Genomic DNA, 20,634 nt, shown 5'->3' with positions numbered 1-20,634 from the left:
AGCCAAAAGACCGCCCTCCCGGCAAAGGAGTGCGGTCATTCAGACATATCCTGTTCTTATGCGAATCCCTTACTTATTGTACAATCTGTAGAGGAATACCGCCGCTTCTGCTTTGGTGGTATTGCCGGCCGGATTGATCTGGTTACCGCTGCCTTGGATAAGCCCTTCCTTCACCATGGCGGCTACGCTGCCCAGCGCATAGGAAGCCACCTTGGACTTGTCGGAGAATTTTTGCAGATCCGCAGCTGTACCCTGGGTATTCAGCTTGTTCTCCAGCTTCAAGGCCCGTTCGGTCAACACCATCATGTCCTGCCGGGTGATCTTCTGACCGCTGCCGAAGCTGCCGTTGTCCAGGCCATTCGCAATTCCAAGCGCTTTGGCAATGGCAAGTTCATTATAGTAGTAGGCATTCTTCTGTACATCGCTGAAATTGTCCTCTACCTTCGCAGTCAAACCAAGTGCTCTTACAAGGGAATACAGGAAGTCTGCTCTGGTGATATCTGTTGACGGATTGAAAACCTGTCCCTCTGTCTTGAGAATATCCTTCGATGCAAGGACTTCGACCGCGTTCTTGGCCCATACTGCTTTCCCAAGATCTGTGAAGGTCTTAGATACATAAGATACTGCGAAATCGCCGAGATGAGTAGTTGTGAAGGTTACCATACCGGTCTTGGAAGCATACCGTCCATTTGGTACGGTCATCACCTTTCCGCTTTCGTCGATGTAACGGATAACTATCATTTCAGGATTCTTCAATTCATCGGCAGACGGCTGATAAGGCACGGATACGGTTACTGGTGAACCAGGATTGCTCCAGGCTGTTTCTTTGCCGTCTACCTTAAGGCTAAGCTGAATGACCGGTCTATCGCCTAGACCCGCCTTTACTTCCGCCGGGAGCCCCGACTTGTCGCCTTTTCCAATCTCCAGCGCTACTTCCTTGCCGCTGCTTTCAGGTGTGCCTGTCAATAGATTACCAGAAATGACAACCTGACCGAATTCGGTGGAGATGGTGAGCTTATCTTCCTTCGTCCCGCCAGTCAGTGCAGCAGCAGGCAAGCTAACCGAGTAGGTCGTCGCTCCTTGCACGGCAGGAATGTCCAGCGTCACATTTTTCCCGATGAATTCCTTGGCTTGTGCCAGATCCGATACCTTAACGGATGCAGTCGCATTGTTCACTGTGGCCTGCAGGGTTACTTTCTGGCCTTCTACAACAGGCGCTGCTGGTACAGGGGTTGCAGAGGCTGTTGGCGCAGACGTGTAATAGCCTCCAGGTGCAGGCGTTGAAGGTGTTCCAGGCTCAGTCGTTGGTGTTGGAGATGGCGTTGGTGTTCCTGGTTCCGGAGTGGATGGAGTCTCCGTCTTACTGTTGGTTACTTTCAGGGTATAGGTCTTTACCCTTCCGTCTACCCCTGTCACCTCAACCTTTATATTTGTTTTGGTGCCTGGTGTCAGCGTTATAGCTTCGGAAGCTGCACCACTGGCAACCACCGTATCGTTGACTTTCAGGGTTGACCTGCTGTCTGCCGCCGCCGCTGTCACGGTAATGCTGCCGGCATCCTTTAAGGAAACATCATACTCTGTGGTGGCCGCATTGAACGCTGGCTCTAGTGTTCCTGCACTCAGGGACAAGCTACTGAGGTCAGCGTTCACGCTATTAGGTGTATAGACTCCAAGATCGCCAAGGTCGATGGCATTATTCCCGATGGCCTGATATTCGCCAGCAAAATAACCATCCAGATACGAATGTCCCAGAATGAACCGGTCCGGCTTCATAGCGCCATAGTACCCGGCATTCGCATTACTTTGGCCGTCAAACAGGACATAGCTTCCCTGCCATCCGGAACCGGTTACGCCCCAGCTAATGATGTGATCAATATACGGAGCGAACTTGTTAAACATTTTGTAGAGCAGTGCGTACTGATAACCAAGAGCGTCCGACTGTTTGACATTAAGCACTGCCGGAGCAGTTGCGCCTCCTCCGGGAGCATCGGTCGGCACCTTAAGATCCAGCTCTGAATAGGTAATACCCGACAGCAGGCCCCGGTCCACCAGCGAGGCATAGAGGGCCATCGCATATTGGTTATCACTTGCCAGGGTTTTACCTACTGCGTCATGTCCCTGGATACCGATGTCTTCGATCAGGGGTCTTCCGTCGTACAGCGGATCAGAGCGCCATGCAGTATTTAACTCAAGAACCATATTGTATACCGTTCTCGCTTTGCTGCGGGTCGCAAGCCCGTAATCGTTGTAGGTCAGCTTCGGAGGATTGTCAACGATGTAGCTGTCAATGCTGCCTTTAGTGTCGTGTCCATCCAGCTTCATGTACTCTGGAAGGTTAGCATAATTGACTTTGTAAGCTTCCGCCATCTTGGCGTTGGGCGCCGCGATGTGCGCGTTTTTGAACAGCAGGTAAATGTAGTGATCGGTGATGTCGCCGCCAATCTGATCATCCGACATGGCAGCAAGCCAGTTGGTGTGCTTCAGACTCGTTCTCCAGCTGTTTGCATCCTCCGGGATGAGTTCGCTGTGGCGGCTTTCGTGTACCTCCTCGTTGAGTACATCCCATGAATTGAAAGGAATGACGCCACGGGCTTCGCTTGAGCCGTACTTCGTATCTGTAGTCAGGAAGTGCCGCATCACATACATGGTGTGGTTAAACTGCACTCTTCTCGCCATATCTTTGTCTACCTTAACCGTAGTCGTAACGCCGTTGCCAAGCCCGTAGAACTCGGCACTGCCGTTATACCCGGAGGGCAGGCTTGCAGGGACCATCTGCGCCATCCAACCAGGAGCCTGGTTATACCATGCCAGAACATGACCGTGAGACTTATACTGTCCAGGAGCTCCCGAATCCCGGATCGCCTGATAAGAGTTAGTCGGGAAGCTGTATTCCGCTAAGCCAGGGGCAGTGGTTGCGCCATTCATGGCCTCGCCGTTCACGTTCTTCAGCCATTCCGGCCCACGGGGATGCGTGCCATCGGCCTTCAGATTGTTGCCGTCGACGAAGATCTCATAGTGATTGGCTCTGGTTCCGGTTACGGGCCCTGTTCCGATGGCGCCGACCATGAACAAACCATTCTCCTTATTGTACTTACTCTTTAAAGGATCTACGGCACTCTGATGTTCCTTATTGACTACACCTGGAAGCGGAACGCCATCAGGATCAGGTGCGGTTATTTCGATGTTAGCAACCAGCAGCATACCAGTCTCTTCTGGACGGGCATTCTCGCCATGCAGCTCAAGAATGAAGTTCGAGGAATTACCCGATGAGGCGGTAATGCTGTGATGCGCCTTCAGCCAGGATTCACCGTTGTAGCTGCCCACCCAGTCAGGATTCAGGTTGCTATACTGGTAATCTCTGAGGTAGCTGTCAAGGTTTTCATTGGTATTTCTGACTCTCCATCTCATGAATTTGCCTTGCGCACTCTTCGGATAGTAGACATCGAATTCAATCGTTGAACCCGCTGTGACATTAACGGACGGGGACAACGGGGATTCCAGACTGATGCCGCCGAAGGTGCTTTTTCCGTTATGGGCGTAGTTAATCTGGAGCACTTCCGCTTTACCTTGGGCATCTGCAAAAGGATACGCGATTGTCTTGAATGTGCCGCCGGCAAAGTCGGCAGGGACACGGTTATCCAGCGGAGTTCTAGCTTTCCAGGCATTCGTGGGCGCGGTAACTTTTACAGGAACCTTACCCGGACCCGGATCAAGCCGGAAATAAGGATCGGAGCCGTCGGATTTGATATTTGCAGTAAAAGTGGCGATTGCTTCTTTAAGAGCAGCGATTGCTTCGTCGGCCGGTATGTTCGCGTTACGTGCGAGCTCAATCGCATCATTCATAGCTTGGAGCTCGTCAACATGCACCCACGGCCAGGCCTGCTGCACGTCAGAACCATAGACCGATCCATACACAGAATGGCTGACCTGAAGCGGGAATTCCGTATTTCCGGTTTTTAGCGCTTCGGCTTGCGCGATCAGATCGCTCAGTTCCACTGGCGCTTCGTCTGTAGCCGCAGCAGCCGGGGCAGGAGTATACGTGAAGATGGAGAACAACATGATGATGACGAGAATACGGGAGATGCTGATTACATATTTTCTACTGTTCATCTAAGTTTGACTCCTTTTCTTATGGAGATTCTTATCTTACCCTTGGTTACGCCAAGTCTGGCTTGACAGTCAATCCCGCACCTCCCTCTGAACCTAATGGCAGACAATGTTTGTAAACGCATTCACAAAAACGGATGATTAGGCTGTAACAGCTTTCATATTAACAATAGGAGGGCAAAGTCTAAATACGGGTAATGCACGAATGATTTTAATATATTACGAAAATGGACACACTTCTCATCTCTCACTTCCAGGAATAAGGATTCCTGGTTTATCAATGGAATATCGCCAGTGAAACGCAAAATAGACCGCCCTCCCTGCACAGGCTTGCGGTCTTTTATTACGGCGGATGGCTCGTGGGTTCAGCTTAACAATCTCGCAGCCTTTAACATTAAATAATATTGATTATGAAAATGCACTTCATTCGTATATATTTTTGTAAAATATTCAACGCACTTGTCCATGATTTCCCCGGTGAACTTATGGTGCATGATGGCTTTATTCGAATAGAACCTTACCATCTTCCAGTCATTAATAATTTGGTCCAATAACGGGTCAAGCGTATCTTTGGCATCGATAAGATCAAGGTTGTACTTATAGAGAGTATTTAACCTGTACTTCTCAGAGCATTTTCTATAAATAGTACTGCTCAGGGTTTCTGTAATGGTCTCATTTGTGATAATACGCCCGAAATTTTCGGCCAACAACAAGATATTATTCAGACCTTCCATTATTTCATGCTCGTACCTGCACATATTCTCTACAAAGGTATGGATGGTTGTGTGTGCTGACTTCTGATTGTTCAACATCTCATGATTACTTGGGGGCACTAGCGCATATTCCCAAAAGTAGTCCGGCATCTTTACGTGCTCCGAAGTCATGCATGACAATTTAAATTCTGAGAATGGCAGAGAATATTGCCTGTATTCTGTAATATCATCAACCGTATATATTTCCCCGTTAGTCCGATTGAAGCCATAGACAAAAACAGGGTGCAGTCCATGCTTTTTGTTATAGTAAAAGTCTCTCCCGCGTTGATAGAATAAATCAATAAAAATGGAAATCGGATGCCCCCTGGAAATAGAGCTTATGATCTCATCTTGTAACGTATCTAGTGCAGGAGACTTTTTGCGAACAGAGATCCCCATTTCCTCAAGGATCTGATCTCCCTCCTGAAGCTCCAATACCTCTAACTTGAAATATCCTCTTGCTTGTATTTTTTGTTCATTAAATCTATAAATACTAATCACATTATTCAAAATCGGCAGCTCATCTTTTTTAAAATATCTGGCAAGCGTTAAATACAAATTGTAGTCGCAACTAAAATATGGAAAATTATGATGAGGAAACATTTTGGTCATGCCATCAAAGGGTTGAAAGGTGTCCAGGGATATCATTTCTTCCATACAATAATTCTCCTATTCTAAAAATTATTGTCGATATTATAGATTTATGACCTCTTAACAAGGTTCATCATACGGTATTGCCGCGTTCCCGCCTTCATCTCTTCATATTTCTTCGAGCCGGGCAATGCGATGAAATCATTAATATCTCCAATATTCGTACCCGCGCCTACGTTGCTTGCAATCCCTTGTGTGCCCGTACGCTGCTTCGCATTCTCATCACACGATAAAAGAACATTCGAAGTCACATCCTGATCGCGGATTACAGACAGACCTGCTTCCTCTAACAGCCTCACATTCTGCGCTACCTGATCACCCGGCATCAGCTCCGTATACAGAAATACGCCGCCAACTCTCATTATCCGATGCACCTCTTCATAGAAGCGGGAACGGTCCGGATAGGCATGCGCGGATTCTATATTTAACACCACATCAAAGCTTTCGTCTGCAAACGGTATATTCTCCGCATCGCCGACGAGATACCAAAATTCACCCCCTCGGGATTTGGCATTGCAATAGGCAATGTTCGCCGGGCAGATGTCGAGACCGACAATAGACAGCGGCTTGAAATATTTAGACAGAGCTGCTATATTCCCTCCCCTGCCGCATCCGATGTCAATCACCTGCCGGTCCCGGATCACCGTCCTGCCCACTGTCTCAAGCAGCAGCTTGATTGAATTTCTGTTCCATGCATCGCCGGGCTCTACCACCGCATGCTGCTCACTCCCGTGCGGGACGTAACCATAGTTTAAGAAGGTGGCGAATCGGCCTATACCGGACAGCGCAAGGGATTGCGAAATCTCGCTGTAATCCCGAATTTCAGCCTCTTTCCGGTTCCAGCCGGAAGGGCGGTCCACCTGCTCACGCCGGTCGAGCATCGATACATAACGGTCATCGATCGTATATACCGCATTGCAGCTGCAGCATTGCAGCAATGCCTCCGACTGGACCAGCGCGCCCTTGCAGCTGGAGCATACCAACCTTGGATGCAGATGCTGTAGCATGACTACCCCCCAGCCGATGTATGCATTTGATTCAACGCGTACACATTGAAGTAATTGGGGATATTTAAGTCTTCATAGTAGTCGATCGAGACCTTGAAGCCGTTGGTCCTGAAGATATTCTCGAGCCTGCTGATCTGTTCTGCGTCCAGTCCGTGTACCTCCATTACAATTTGCCTGATTTTGCCCCAATCCTCCGGATGGATGCCTTCCAGGACCTCAAATTCACTTTTTTCCACATCGATTTTGAGCAGATCAATGGGGTTCAGATCGTAATAGCGGATCATTTCAGAGATCGTGGTCAGCTTGCATCGATGGATCTGTTCATTCAGAAGCTTCGGCGACATCAGTTGATCCACGAACCGGTTCAACATGCGCGGGTCGGCGAAATGATCCCGGTAATGGTTGATTAACCCGTACCGGAGATCCTGGTCGTGGTTCTCCCGGTATTTGATCTGGACAGAATCCGTGGACATCGTAGGAAAATAGGCAAACTCCGCTTCCTTGATCTCATTAGAAAGTCCGACGTTAACCGTTGTTACGCGTGGCAGCGAGTCCGTATTCATCTTCAAGAGCTTAAACGTCGGAGGCAGCGGCTCAAAGGCATATACCCTGCAGTTGCTCTTGCTGTTGACATATAGGGTGAACATGCCGATATTAGCCCCGACGTCCATGACCGTTCCATGATCCGGGAGCGTAATCCCGTGCTTGAAATACATCTCCTTCTGGAAAATCTCGTTATAGAGGAACTCGGTCTCGCCTTCGTTGTTCTGATAGATTTCGAGCCCGTTGTGCAGCCGCTTCTTGGTAGTGTCTGTCTGCGGCGAAAAGCTCTTACGCTCCATCCTGCTCATCCGATTCACCTTCTTAACAATTTGTTTTTTGGCTTTTCTCTAACTGCTGGCGCTCTCATAGTGTCTGACGGCCAGCTTCCAGAACAGCCTGACCACTAGAAGCGATATCACAGGAGCTGCAAAAATCCATATTCCTAGGAAGAAGTCCAAGCGGTCGATCAAATAAACCGATGGCATGTTAGTGATAAACAAGATAGGCACGACATACAGCCCTAATCTCCGCAGCCATTTGGGGTATATGTACATCGGCATATTATTCAAATCCCAGCATTTATCCAGTATGTCGAAGATTGCACCGGACTTCACCGTCCAGAAAGCGAGAATTTGCGGAAGCAGAAGCACCGAGTAGGTCACGATCGTGCTGCTCAAGATCACGCCGATATATCCGGCCAAGTGGATAAAGCTTGGTTCGATGCCAAGCCGCTGCCAGGCTATTACGATCATTGTGATCCCGGCGACCAGGTTGGGAATCGGAAACGCGAAGTTAACATTCCGGAATGAAATCATGAACTGCAGCGATAACGGCTTCGTCATATACAAGTCCAGCGTCCCGTTGCGGATATGGCCTGCGAATCTATAAAAGTTATCCATAAACAATCCTGTATAGATTGCGATCATAATCGTATAGGTCCCGGTGAAGATCATCATCTGGTCAGGAGAAATTCCATTTATTTCGATCCCTAGCTGGTAAACGAAGATGATATAGATCAGCTTGGAAAACAGAAATACGGTCTCCATGATCAAACCGGAGTAGAAATTCGCTTTGTATTCCATGTAACCGACCAAGCTGTTCTTCGCAAAAATAAAAAACATACGTACATGCTTCCGAATCTCGGACAAGCTGATACTCACAGATCTAACCTCCAACGGCTACATATTTCTTCATCCCGGAATCCCAAGACAACTTGGAAATGATCATAAGCACAATGACCCAAACCGCCTGTACGAGGAGCCCGGGCACGATTTCATGAATCGTCAAGCTCCCATTGATGATCTTAACCGGGAAGTATACGACATATTGAAACGGTAAATAGCTGGAAATTCTAGCAAACGTATCTCCGAAAATATTAAGCGGAAAGATGGCGCCGCTGAGCAGATAGACGCCTTGGTTGAACGCGATAAAAACGCCCCAAACCTCAGTAATAATGAACGCGAGCGCACTAATCGAATAAAAAAGCAGAAAGTTGATGAGCAGCCCGAACAGAATGCTGACCAGGAACAAAACGATCTGCCCCGCTCTAAGCTGAAACTCCCAAATCTGAGTAAACACGATCATCAGGATGACGAATAAGACAAGGACGACCGCGGTCTGAACCGTTTTCCCGCCGAAAAAATTGCATATCCGATAGCTGAAATAATGAATAGGCTGAGCGATAAATTTGCTCAGTCCACCCGTCTTGATATCACTCGCGATCTCCCCTTCGAAGCCGGCAGAAACCAGCTTGGAGACGACGCCGGACAACACGGAATAAATGATGATCTGCGAATACGAATAGCCGTTAATAATCTCCTGCGGCGAACTGCGAAACACGGCTGTCCAGAGGAAGCATTGGACGAGTATGATGAAGCCGCCGCTGATAATACTCATCAGGAAATCGGTCCGGTATTCCATCTCATTCTGAAGCGCAAGGATGTACGTCCTTTTATACTTCTGCAAGGCTTTCATGTCTGACCCCATCTTTCTGATATAAGCTTTCGATGCCTCGCTCGACAGGTATATCTTCAACTGTGAAATCAAGGATCGGGAACCGGTCCAGCATCATCTTCGAGAGTCGCTGAAGGTCATGCTTATCAATCTCCATGACGGCATTCAGGCCGTCATGTTGAGTAATAACGCCATAGTCGCTTAGCGCTTCTCTCGGTACTTCGTCCGTAAATTGCAGCTTGATAATCTTTTTGGCATGGAACAGCTCGTTCACACGCCGGAGATCACCGTCGTATACGATCTTCCCTTGATTGATGATGATCGTTCGTTTGCACAGATCCTCAATATCCGCCATGTAGTGGCTTGTCAGAATGACCGTTGCCTTCGTCTGCTGGTTATAATACTTCAGGAACTCCCGAATGCGCTTCTGCGAAATCAGATCGAGTCCGATGGTAGGCTCATCCAGAAAAATCACCTTGGGCCGGTGGATGAGCGATGCAATTAGCTCCATCTTCATCCGTTCCCCCAGCGAAAGCCTCCGCACCTGAATATTGAGCAGGTCCTTTACGTCAAGAATCTCCGTAAGCTCATCCAGGACAAGGTTGTAGGGCTTATCCTCGACCTCATAGATACATTTGTTCAGGTACAACGATTCGTTCGCCGGTAGATCCCACCACAACTGCGATTTCTGCCCCATCACGATCGAGAACTGCATCTTGAATTCTTTTTTTCGTTCCCAAGGGACATAGCCCAATACTGTCGCCTGTCCGCTTGTCGGATACAAGATGCCGGATAGCATCTTAAGCGTAGTCGTTTTGCCAGAGCCGTTCGGGCCTAAGAATCCGACCATCTCACCTTGCTCGATGACAAGTGATATTTCGCTAACCGCTTCTTTGATCAGTGATTTCCGCTTCACTAAATTTTTGAGCGATTTTTTGAGCCCCAATTCTTTTTCATAATATTTGAAGCTTTTGGATAAGCGTTCCACTTGAATAATGCTCACTGGTGCACCTCATTTATGTTCATTTAGAATCGTTAAACACCGTGCAAATGCAAGACACTGCACTTGGAACAGGCCGGCGTCAGCCGTTCGTCCATCATTTCCCTTATCCTTCTGTAAGTCATGCTATGCCATAATTCCTGTACGGACGTTTCATTTAATTTGCCGATCTCGAACTCCTTGAAAAATTTGCACGCGATAATCGTTCCATCGGGCGTAATGTCCATCCGGTTCGAGAGCGCCAGGCACTTCTTGTTCATCGTGCCTTTGCCCTGCACCTCTTTGCCGAGCACGAAATCTTCGATCTGGTCCTGATCCAGATTCGGCTGGTAGCGCAAACGCATTTTCCAGACCCGATTATTCACCCGGTCCAACTCGCTCATGAGAGCAGGGATACGCTCCGGATCGAGCTTATAGTTGAAGGCGTGCCAGCTTCGTTCGCCCTTATGCTCGCTCGCCGGAAGGAAGTGGAACTTCTGGTCGAAGTAATCGTCCATTCCCTGCGTGCATTCGTCCGAGATGTACCACGGGAAGCAGACGATGACCAGATCTACGCCGACGCCCTCCAGAAAGTCCAGCAGATCGTACAGCTTGTCGGTCATACCATCGTTAACGACGGTATGAATCGAAATTTTGCCTCTGAACTTGTTCTCCTTGCGCAGCTCGACCAGCATCCGGATCGCATCTATCGCCTTGCTGAATACCCCTTTGCCGCGAAGCGCATCGTTCTCTTCTTCGAATCCATCAAGCGCGATGAGCAGCTCCAGGTTATCGGAGATTCTCTGCAGGGCGTCCAGCTTGCGCCCGATCAGCACCGCATTCGTGCAGATCGTCGTCTCACGGGGATGGGCTTCAAGCAAATCGGCCAAACGGTCGAAATCGCTGTATACAAGCGGCTCGCCTCCCCAGATATAGAGTCTCGACTTGGCGGTTTCCGTCTCAAGGATCAGCTTCTCCAGCAGCTCGTAGTCGAGCTGTTCCCGCTGCTGCTCCAGTGTCATGAAGTGATGGTAGCCGGTGTCGTTCCATTGATAGCAATGCTTGCAGCGCAGGTTGCATTGGTTCGTCAGTTTAATCCCGACCGACTCTGGCAACGGTGTCGCGTAACCCGCAATTTTCTCCATATTCCGTTTGGTTTCCAGCGTATTCCTGATGGTGCGTTTCAAGATTTGCAGATCCTTTGCGGAATGCTTAATCTCAGATTTCGGATTCATATCAACACACCCTTCTTAAACGTAATAGGTTATTCACATGAATCAGTAGATATAATACCTTGAACAAGCCGTACAAATCGGAAGCATATTTTTTTTCATATACGCGCGATACTCTTTGTATTTGTCACTGCGCCAGATATCCAGCAAATTCTGTTCGTTTATGTTGCCAAAGGTCAAATCATAGAAGGCATGGCAGGGTGAAACGTCGCCCCTTGCCGTAATCTCCGCATACACCCATGGAAGAGAGCACTGTTTGCGTTTATCCGCCATCTGATGGAATTGCCCCGAGAAGTAGTTGGCCAAATTCTGTTCATCTGTCGTCTTCGGATAGGTGATCACATGGATACCGTTTTTCAAGCAATATGCTTTGACAAGATTGAGCTGTCTCGTCAATTCAGGAATATCGATCTGGCTGAACGAACTGATGTCCTGCCAGACCATCCCCTTGGCATACGGAGCTCCATGCACGCCGAATTCCTCACTGAGAACCTCCACATATTGGTCATACTGCTCTTCCGTAGCATAGAGCTGTACTTCCATGCTGATATGGTCGAGCATCGACAAGTCGATATGCTTAAAGAAAAATTCCTCGATATACATATAGTTCAAAGGCGTAATGATAAAGGATACACCCATCTTCGGAAATTGCTTGCCTTTGCTTTGGCGGAGCTCATAGAGCTTCTCGATGCCCTTGATTACTTTCTTGAAAACGCCTTTGCCCCTCTGTCTGTCGTTGATTTCCTCGGGGCCGTCGAGCGACACCCAGATCTTATTGGGCGCAGTCTCAACAAGCATCTCGGCATGCTTCTCAAGCAGTGTGCCGTTCGTGGGGAAGTCCGCTATGCTTCCATAATGATTGATCATGGCAAGAATGTCGCTCAGCCAAGGGTACATCAGCGGCTCACCGCCGAAGAAGTCGTAATACGGCTTGCCGGGGCTGCACTCCACAATGATCTTTTTGATCAGCTCCGGGTCCAGCTTCTCTAATGTTTTTTTGCTTTTATAGGGTCCTTCGAGTCCCCATTCATAGCACATCTTGCATCGCAGATTGCACTCCTCGAGCAGCTGCAAGACGATCCATCTCGGATAGCTTATCGTATCATGGGCAACACTCAATTGTTGTAAGCTCATAGCATAACCCCTTCTGCCGTTAAATTTTCACCTCTTCAATAACGCAACCCTCGAACAATAGTGATCCACATAATTCGTCCGTTCACCAGGTCTGTTCTTAATCGCCTGATGCATCTCCTTAAGGACATCTATAGAAAAATCCATCTCCCGCCACTTCTCGTAGCGTATTCCGAACCCGAGCGACTCCCACAATTCCAAATTGCTAAGCTCATGACTGCCGAACGGCTCCAGCAGAATAAGAGGGGTTTCGGAGGCAAGCGAGTCGATCAATGTGCCCGCTCCCGGCTTGGCCACGATAGCCACCGCCTCCGAAGCGACGTCAAATAACCAATGATGATCCGCCTCAGCAGCGTATGAATTCGTATCTTCTCCCGCGATTTCAATATATGGCGGGAACTCATGCAGGCCGTTTGCGCTTTTCACCCATGCACACCACTCCGGATCGTTCATCCAATACCGGTGATCGGGATCGGGCTTCGCTTCCTTCCAGTCATACGCTACGATATCAAGCCCATAGTTATGGCCGGCAAGTTCTGGAATTGCACTTTGATAAGTGCCCATCCCCCAGCCGCCGCCATGGACAACAAGCCGCCGCTTCCTTGATTCGAAGGGCATTGGCGTACCCGAAAGAACCGGGATTTCACATCGAATCGCCATCCTACCGGTGTCATAGAGACAAGCATTGTAATAATGCTCGTCATACCGGGGATGAAACTTCTTCAGGCTCTTCCAGGACGGGGCCAGATCTGAATCGACGTAGAGCAGGTCTACATGAATTGGCTTCGGCAGCATCTTCTCCCTATACAAATCCAGAATATAGACCCAGTGTCCGGATAACGATATGAATTCGCAGCGTTCTTCCGCTGCCCACGCCTCCAGCAATAGCCCGACCTGGGCGTAATCTATGCTGCCCCGGATATCCATCGGCATCCGGGCCGAGAAATTAGCAAGTGCGAAATTATTGTGGTACGCCGTCCTGCTGTCTGCAATATGCTCCCTCTTGTCATGCTCCAAATAGCTTTCGAACACGAGCACTTCCGTGCCGATATCCCTTTTATTGAAATCGCTTGCAGCTAACAGGCCGGGAATATAGAACCCCAGACCGAAACCCGAGCATAGAATCGTTACTTTCCTCTTCCCCATAAGCTCTCTTCCTCCATCCATGGTTTCAAGGTCCCGCTAATGAGCTATCGTTCATGCAGATGCCGTCTTCTGCAGCTCCGAGATATAATTGCAGAAGGCTGTAACCGATTCCAAACAATCGAAGTCGAATTGATCGAAATCGATTTCAACACCGAAACGCTCTTCCACCTTCAATAAGAACGTAATTAGCTGTAAAGAGTCCATCCCCCCGTCTTCCATGATGCTGGAATGCCTGGTCAGGCTGATTGCCAGCTGGGCGTCGTCCTTGACTTCGCTTATCATCGCTATGATCTGTTCGTGCATAGGTACCTCCCGTTTAATGGATATATTGACCCTGGTAATAATGGATCGTTCTAGCGAGTGCATCCTGCAAACTGATCGCCGGTTCCCAGTCCATGATCGTCCTTGAAATGGTTATATCCGGATTCCTTCTCCTGGGATCGTCTTCCGGCAGCGGGAGAAACTCGATCTGCGCGTTGGAATTCATGAGCTCCTTCAGTATTTGGGCGACTTCAAGGATGGTGACTTCCTGCGGATTCCCCAAATTGACTGGCTGTTCATATGTGGTGCCCAGCAGTCTCATAATCCCTTCCAGCAAATCGTCGATATACTGAAAGCTTCTCGTCTGACTCCCGTCGCCATATATCGTAAGGTTTTGCTTGGACATGATTTGATGAATGAAGTTGGTAATGACACGTCCGTCATATAAATCCATCTTCGGGCCGAATGTATTGAAGATACGGATGACCCTTACCGGCATGGCGTATTTCCTGTGCATCCAGTAGGTAATCGCCTCTGCATACCGCTTAGCTTCGTTGTAGCAGCTTCTTGCTCCAATCGAATTCACGTTGCCATAATAGCTCTCCGGCTGAGGGTGAACGGTCGGGTTCCCGTAGATCTCGCTTGTGGAAGCCAAGAAGAATGCAGCCTGCTTTTCTTTGGCCAGTTTCAGCAGATGCATCGTTCCTTCGCTGTTGACTCTCATCGTTTCGATGGGATAGGACAAATATTTGGGCGGGCTGGCAGGGCTTGCGAAATGCATCACCCAATCAACAGGGCCTTCAACTGCGAGCGGATAAATGACGTCATGCTCGATAAACTTGAAATTTGGCGACCGTAAAAGATTGTCCAGGTTGACAGTGGACCCGGTCAGAAAATTATCGACACCGACAACGGTATGGCCTTCCCGCAGCAGCCTCTCGGCAAGGTTGGAACCGATGAAGCCTGCGACTCCTGTTAATACAATGAATATAAAGATCCCCCCATTGCTCAAGGTTAACAAGCAGGAACTGTGCGGAGCTTACTCAATACGCTGTAGAGCAACGACTATAATCCCGGCATCACTCCCTCCACAGATATACCTGGCTGACATCCACTGCGCCCTCGATGTTACTGAATGCCTACCTCATTCAGCCATCGTTCAAGGAATATGGATTCTTCATTTTCTATATTCGTAATCAGCGTTTGTAGGCTTTCGGAAATCCTCGTATCCCTTGTCAAATTATATTTCATCGCTACATTCACAATGATCTTTGCCTTAAGCTCAATGGCTGTGAATTCATCTATATGCTCTTGATTTAATTGATTTAGATGCCGATGATCGTACAAATACTTGAATCTTAGCGTCATTATCTTCTTATGATCATAAAGTAAATGAAAGGGTCTTATATCAAGCATATCCTTATGTTCCGCTGTCTCTCTCACATAATTAATTAGAGTGGTGTATATTTGCATGCCGAAGTCAAGCTTATCCCTGTCGCCCCCATAGTTGAACATCTCCCAATACTCGGGCGTTTTCTTAGTAAAATAGTTTCTTATAGAATTTACTAGGGTATCAGCACTGAAGTTATCCTGATGTTGCCCATTGAATGTATACAGATACACCATTTCTCTAAGATAATCATGATTGGTTGTCAGATGATTAGTGTTGAACGCAAGATCGAAATCGGCAAATGATATCTCAGCCTGACTATACACGCCGTTCTTGAAAAAATCGGAAACATACAATATCTCCCGATCTAAATCATAGCCGTACACAAATATGTCATGATGCAATTGGAGTTTCTGATACCGGTCGCTTAGGGGCACGTAGAAATAATTGATCATGGTGTGGATATAGTTATTGGCATTAATATTTTCTATAATAAAATGAATAACCGAGTCCCATTTCGTTGTTACAGTATCTCTATGTATCTTCTGAGTCGAAATCCATTTGCAACCATCCGAAGGCCGCAGCTCATACGTCAGAGGAAAATAAAAATCCCCCCAATGATGTTTATAATCTTTGTTAATAAATAATTGAATATAGTTGCTGAATATCCATGGGTGCGCGCACTCGTAGTGGGTAAGTATGGACAAGAGATGGGCATGCTGCGTATAGGTTGTAATCATCGGATAACGGACCGGCAATCTTTCGCTGCGCAAAGTTTGAGTTGTATCCTTCAACTTTTCGTTCCCCCCTATTCCTTTAGCAATAAGCGCTTCGTACTTGCCCTGTCCAGTTTTCCTGTTTTTGTTTTTGGAATGTCATCTATAATCCTCCATTGTCTCGGAACTTTATAAGATGACAAATGCAGGTTGCAATGTTGGGTCAGCGCATCTATATCAACCAGACATTCATCCACAACTTTCAGAAATGCGATGGGTACTTCGCCCAATAGATCATCTTGCACACCAACAACCATGACCTCCTCCACTTCTTTCAAGCCATACAAAAACTCCTCTATTTCTTCCGGATAGATATTGATACCGCCGGATATAATGATATTCTTCTTACGGCCTGTAAGTATGAGGCACCCTGCTTCATTCCAATATCCCAAATCTCCTGTCTTTAGCCAACCCTCAACAATGGTAGCGTTCGTTAACTCCGGGTTCTTGTAATAACCGAGCATCACATTCGGGCCGTTGACCCAAATTTCTCCTGAAGCAGCAGGTCCTTTAACCTCATTCCCTTCTTCGTCAACAAGCCGGACAGACACGCCGCTGACGGGTGTTCCGCAGGAGAGACTGCGGTCTCCCCGTTCCATCATGCTCACCCGCGGAGAAGCTTCTGTTAAACCATAGGCTTGAATAATGTCCGCTTGTGGAAATACAGTCTGAAGCTGGTCTACTAACTTCTGGGGAACCGCTGCACCGCCAATCACAATAAACTCAATCGAATCAAAGGCGCTCCAGTTTGTGGTCTGATGATAATCAGAAATAAAGTGCATCAATTGCGTAGGCACCGCAGAGAATGCCGTGACCGCCTTATTCTGAAACAGTCTAAACGCTGTGCGCGGCAGCAAGGGCAAGCTGATCAGCTTCATTCTGGTGCCATAAAGCATACAGGAGATCAATTGCGTGACAATCGTAGAACTGAAATGCACGGGCATCGTGACAAGAAACGAATCCTGAGCCGTATACCCGACCTTTTCACCATGGGCCAGCGCATTTGTTAATACATTCCGATGGGATAACATAACGATTTTAGAGGGTCCGGTTGTGCCCGAGGTAGGAAGGAGAATCGCACAATGATTGGGATCGGGCGGATTCGTGAACGAGATCGATTCGAACGAAGGCATCGGTTCTTGCGAGAAATCCTGCGCGGTGACCCAATGAATATCACCATTTAACTGCGCAGGCTGTGCATATTTGCTGATAACCAGTTTGGTATCACTGGCATGTAGGATATGTTCAATCTCCATGATGGAAGCCGAGTAAGGAACCGGTACCAGTACATGACCGCAGAGCAGAAGGCCAAGCGCCGCAGTAAGGAACAAGGGCTCATTATTGGTGTATACTGCAAGATGACTTCCGGCCTCAAGGTCAAAATTCTTTTGGACATATAGAGCAATTAAGTAGGCCTCTGTCATTACCTCTGCATAAGTCCATTGCTGCTGCAGATCTTCAAGGATAATATGATCTTGGCGGTCACAGGCCTCCAGAAATAGACGCTGAATGATAGTCATCATAGCATTTTTCCGGTCAAATAATTAAGGATTAATCCAGCCGTGGAGAACTTCTCAAACAACAGATCCTCATCAGGGACCGAGATGTTAAACTTCGATTCCATTGAAACAATAAGCTTGATGAAGCCTGCCGAATCGATCCCCAGGTCCAGCAAACGGGTATCGGGGTCTTCCGGATACTCGATGCCCGCCTCAGCAAAAATTTCATCTTTCAAGATAGATTCTATTGATTTAGACATCCTGTTTCCTCCATTAGATAATCTTTAGAAAGGCTGATTAAAGAGGATAACCTACATGGTGATATTCAGTGATGAGCAAGTGAAAGTGAAGTGAGAGTGATTGTGAAGGAGAATGAGTTCTTAACGATGGAGGCGGAATATGACAAAATAACTAAAGAAAAAAAGCATTTTCCCAAGCAATGAAGCACTGCTGAAAATGCTCTAAATAACTGCAAAAAAATGTAATTCTCAAATGGACATGTTTAGTATAAATTACAAATATAACAATTGTCAACAATTTTAAATAAGTCTGTTTATGCCTTCTATATCTGGCGTGACCAGAGGTTGCGATGGCGGTAAGGTGGATAGGAATAAAAAAATTGGCCTCCCGTTTGGCAGTTTAGACTTAGCAGTTGTGTCACGAAAGAGTTGACTCCTTCCGCCAACACAGTACAATGAAGACGCGAAGATAAAAACACAGTTCCGTTGGTAGTCCAGACGCGGTGCAGGACACCAGTAAAGGTTGTCTGGAGGGCAAAACCTCAACAATTGGAGGTATGTATGAGAATTCAAAATATAAAAATCGGCAACATCCCATCCATTATTTGGGGTGATAGATCAGACAAGGTATATGTCCATGTTCATGGCAAAATGTCATGCAAAGAACATGCTAGAGATTTTGCTGAAATCGCTGTAAAAAAAGGGTATCAAACGCTTAGTTTCGATTTGCCTGAACACGGGGAACGAAAGGACAGTAGTTATCGTTGTGATATTTGGAATGGCATTAATGACCTTACTCTAGTTGGAAACTATGCCTTTTCAAATTGGGATCATGTTTCTTTGTTTGGGTGCAGTTTGGGAGCGTATTTCAGTTTGAATGCTTACACAAATAGTAATTATGTCAAGTGTCTTTTCCAATCACCTATATTGAATATGGAATACCTAATTAAACAGATGTTTAATTGGTTTGATGTGACAGAAGAACAACTGCGCATACAAAAAGAGATTGTTACCTCTGTTGATTTGCTGCGTTGGGATTATTATCAGTTTGTAAAGAAACATCCGGTTAAACAATGGAATATTCCAACTTCAATCCTTTACGGCAGAAAAGACAGTATGCAATCTCTGGAAGTTATTAAGGACTTTGTGAAATCACATGATTGCAAGTTGGAAATCTCTCAAAATAGTGATCATCCTTTTATGCAAAAAGAGGATGTAAAGATAGTTCACACATGGCTTGAAGCAAACATATGAGACTATGCGCTATTTTCATTCTTCTACACAAAAAAGCGCAGAGCACAGGGGTAGACTGTGCTTTGCGCTTTGAAAAATGCTTTGCTTGATTATATCTACAAAGGGTACAAACGGCGCCCCAATAAACGGTTTTCATCCTTTTCCAATAAAGTCCATCCGAGCCACGCACTCCACATGCACCGTATGCGGGAACATATCCACCGGCGTAACCTCCACCGTCCGGTAGCCCCCATCCTCCAGCACCCGCAAGTCGCGGGCTAGTGTCGACGGGTTACACGACACGTACACGACACGCTCCGGCTGCATCAGCAGGATGGTCTTCAGCAGGCGAGGGTCGCAGCCCTTGCGCGGCGGATCGACGACGATGACGTCCGGGGTGATGCCCTGCTCTTTCCAGGCGGGGATGACATCTTCCGAAGCGCCAACTTCGAACTTCACGTTATTCATTTCGTTCAGCTTCGCGTTCGCGCGGGCGTCCTCGATAGCTTCAGGTACAATCTCAACCCCGTAGACCTGCTCCGCATGTTGCGCCAGGAATAAGGAGATGGTGCCGATGCCGCAGTAGGCATCAATCACGGTTTCCTTACCGGTAAGTGCAGCGTATTCCAGAGTTCTGCCATACAGCACCTCTGTCTGGACCGGGTTCACCTGGTAGAAGGAACGCGCTGAGATGGCGAACTGGACCTCCCCGATGTAGTCATAGATGACCTCACTGCCCCACAATACGCGGGTATCGTTACCGAAGATGACATTGGTCCGCTGGGTGTTGATATTCTGGCAGATGCTGACCACTGCCGGAAGCTGTTCACGTATACTGCCAAGCCAAGCATCCAGATGCGGGATATCCCGGCCGTTCGTGACCAGCACCAGCATCATCTGGCCGGTGCGGAATGCCTTCTTCACCACAACATGGCGGAGCAGTCCGCGGCCTGTCTCTTCGTCATAGGCGGTGATGCCCAGCTCACGGCCTAGGCTCTTGACGGCGGCAACGACCTTGTCGTTGTCCTCATGCTGGATCAGACAGGTCTCCATGTCGATGATCCGGTGACTGCCCCGTGCATAGAAGCCGCCGACCAGACCGCCTTCGGTCACCCCGATAGGCACCTGGGCCTTGTTGCGGTAACGCCAGGGCTCGTCCATGCCGAGGGTGGGCAGCACGCGGATGCCTTCAACCCTGTAACTTGCATCGCCCGCACTCCCACCTTCAACCGCCGCACCTGCATTTTCACCATCCGTATCAGCGCTACCGCCCACTACACTTCTACTTGTACTTGGCGCACCAGCCACCTCTAGCTTCCCGATCCGCTGCAGGTTGTCCACCACCAGCTGCCGCTTCCACGCGAGCTGTGCCGTGTAGTCCATATGCTGCAGCTGGCAGCCGCCGCATTGATCATAGATCGGGCAGGGCGGCGCGATACGGTCGCTGCTGGCCTGCACCAGCTCCAGCAGCTTGGCGTAGCCGTACTGCTTCTTGGTCTTCAGCACTCTGGCCCGGACTCGCTCACCGGGAAGAGCGCCCTGCACAAATAGGGTAAAGCCCTCTACGCGGCCTACCCCTTCACCTTCATGGGTCATGCCGATAATATCGAGCAGGACCTCATCATTCTTATTCACCGGCAGTCCGGCGACAGGGGCCGCCCCTTGTTCCCGGCGGCTTGCGCTGCGCCTGCTGCGTTGTTTATTCATGTGTATAGGTTCACTTCTTTCATGTTCT

At 48.2% G+C, this 20,634-nt stretch carries 17 protein-coding genes; 1 reads left to right on the top strand and 16 read right to left on the bottom strand.

What is annotated here, in order from left to right:
- Positions 1-69: 69 nt before the first annotated feature.
- The 15 genes from NSS83_RS23440 to NSS83_RS23370 form a co-directional block, all read right to left on the bottom strand.
- Positions 70-4,110, bottom strand: coding sequence for an S-layer homology domain-containing protein (locus NSS83_RS23440; RefSeq protein WP_341346582.1), 4,041 nt, complete (start codon positions 4,108-4,110; stop codon positions 70-72).
- Between the two features lie 362 nt (positions 4,111-4,472).
- A complete protein-coding gene (locus NSS83_RS23435; protein ID WP_341186859.1) occupies positions 4,473-5,516 on the bottom strand; it encodes a hypothetical protein in 1,044 nt (347 codons plus the stop codon).
- A 44-nt stretch (positions 5,517-5,560) separates the two neighbouring features.
- The gene (locus NSS83_RS23430; protein WP_341346581.1) at positions 5,561-6,517 is read right to left on the bottom strand and encodes a class I SAM-dependent methyltransferase; all 957 of its coding nucleotides are present in this window, start codon (positions 6,515-6,517) and stop codon (positions 5,561-5,563) included.
- A gap of 2 nt (positions 6,518-6,519) precedes the next feature.
- Positions 6,520-7,368: an FkbM family methyltransferase gene (locus NSS83_RS23425; RefSeq protein WP_341346580.1), complete on the bottom strand. Its 849-nt coding sequence runs from the start codon at positions 7,366-7,368 to the stop codon at positions 6,520-6,522.
- Between the two features lie 39 nt (positions 7,369-7,407).
- Positions 7,408-8,220: an ABC-2 family transporter protein gene (locus NSS83_RS23420; protein WP_341346579.1), complete on the bottom strand. Its 813-nt coding sequence runs from the start codon at positions 8,218-8,220 to the stop codon at positions 7,408-7,410.
- Positions 8,221-8,224: 4 nt separating this feature from the next.
- A complete protein-coding gene (locus tag NSS83_RS23415; protein WP_341346578.1) occupies positions 8,225-9,034 on the bottom strand; it encodes an ABC-2 family transporter protein in 810 nt (269 codons plus the stop codon).
- Positions 9,012-10,016, bottom strand: coding sequence for an ATP-binding cassette domain-containing protein (locus NSS83_RS23410; protein WP_341346577.1), 1,005 nt, complete (start codon positions 10,014-10,016; stop codon positions 9,012-9,014). The genes NSS83_RS23415 and NSS83_RS23410 overlap by 23 nt, the downstream gene beginning before the upstream one ends.
- Before the next feature lie 32 nt (positions 10,017-10,048).
- The gene (locus NSS83_RS23405) at positions 10,049-11,227 is read right to left on the bottom strand and encodes a radical SAM protein (protein WP_341346576.1); all 1,179 of its coding nucleotides are present in this window, start codon (positions 11,225-11,227) and stop codon (positions 10,049-10,051) included.
- Positions 11,228-11,269: 42 nt separating this feature from the next.
- Positions 11,270-12,358, bottom strand: coding sequence for a radical SAM protein (locus NSS83_RS23400; protein ID WP_341346575.1), 1,089 nt, complete (start codon positions 12,356-12,358; stop codon positions 11,270-11,272).
- 27 nt (positions 12,359-12,385) lie between these two features.
- Entirely contained in the window at positions 12,386-13,501 is a 1,116-nt protein-coding gene (locus tag NSS83_RS23395) for a UDP-glucuronosyltransferase (protein ID WP_341346574.1), read from the bottom strand.
- A 51-nt stretch (positions 13,502-13,552) separates the two neighbouring features.
- A complete protein-coding gene (locus tag NSS83_RS23390) occupies positions 13,553-13,804 on the bottom strand; it encodes an acyl carrier protein (protein ID WP_341186850.1) in 252 nt (83 codons plus the stop codon).
- A gap of 13 nt (positions 13,805-13,817) precedes the next feature.
- Positions 13,818-14,774: an NAD-dependent epimerase/dehydratase family protein gene (locus NSS83_RS23385; protein ID WP_341346573.1), complete on the bottom strand. Its 957-nt coding sequence runs from the start codon at positions 14,772-14,774 to the stop codon at positions 13,818-13,820.
- A 116-nt stretch (positions 14,775-14,890) separates the two neighbouring features.
- Entirely contained in the window at positions 14,891-15,946 is a 1,056-nt protein-coding gene (locus NSS83_RS23380; protein WP_341186848.1) for a hypothetical protein, read from the bottom strand.
- Positions 15,947-15,960: 14 nt separating this feature from the next.
- The gene (locus tag NSS83_RS23375; protein ID WP_341186847.1) at positions 15,961-17,451 is read right to left on the bottom strand and encodes a class I adenylate-forming enzyme family protein; all 1,491 of its coding nucleotides are present in this window, start codon (positions 17,449-17,451) and stop codon (positions 15,961-15,963) included.
- Positions 17,448-17,687 (bottom strand): acyl carrier protein, encoded by a 240-nt coding sequence (locus tag NSS83_RS23370; protein ID WP_341186846.1) that lies wholly within the window; start codon positions 17,685-17,687, stop codon positions 17,448-17,450. Before NSS83_RS23370 ends, NSS83_RS23375 begins: the two co-directional genes overlap by 4 nt.
- Before the next feature lie 540 nt (positions 17,688-18,227).
- On the opposite strand from NSS83_RS23370, the gene NSS83_RS23365 reads away from it, so the two are divergent.
- A complete protein-coding gene (locus tag NSS83_RS23365; protein WP_341186845.1) occupies positions 18,228-18,920 on the top strand; it encodes an alpha/beta hydrolase in 693 nt (230 codons plus the stop codon).
- 132 nt (positions 18,921-19,052) lie between these two features.
- On the opposite strand, the gene rlmD is transcribed toward NSS83_RS23365, so the two are convergent.
- Positions 19,053-20,606 carry a 23S rRNA (uracil(1939)-C(5))-methyltransferase RlmD gene (gene rlmD / locus NSS83_RS23360; RefSeq protein WP_341346572.1) on the bottom strand — a complete coding sequence of 518 codons (1,554 nt, stop codon included), beginning with the start codon at positions 20,604-20,606 and terminating at the stop codon, positions 19,053-19,055.
- Positions 20,607-20,634 lie beyond the last annotated feature (28 nt).

This window comes from Paenibacillus sp. FSL H3-0469, assembly GCF_038051945.1.
Lineage (GTDB): Bacteria > Bacillota > Bacilli > Paenibacillales > Paenibacillaceae > Paenibacillus_AQ.
This window is presented reverse-complemented; position numbering and strand designations above follow the sequence as displayed.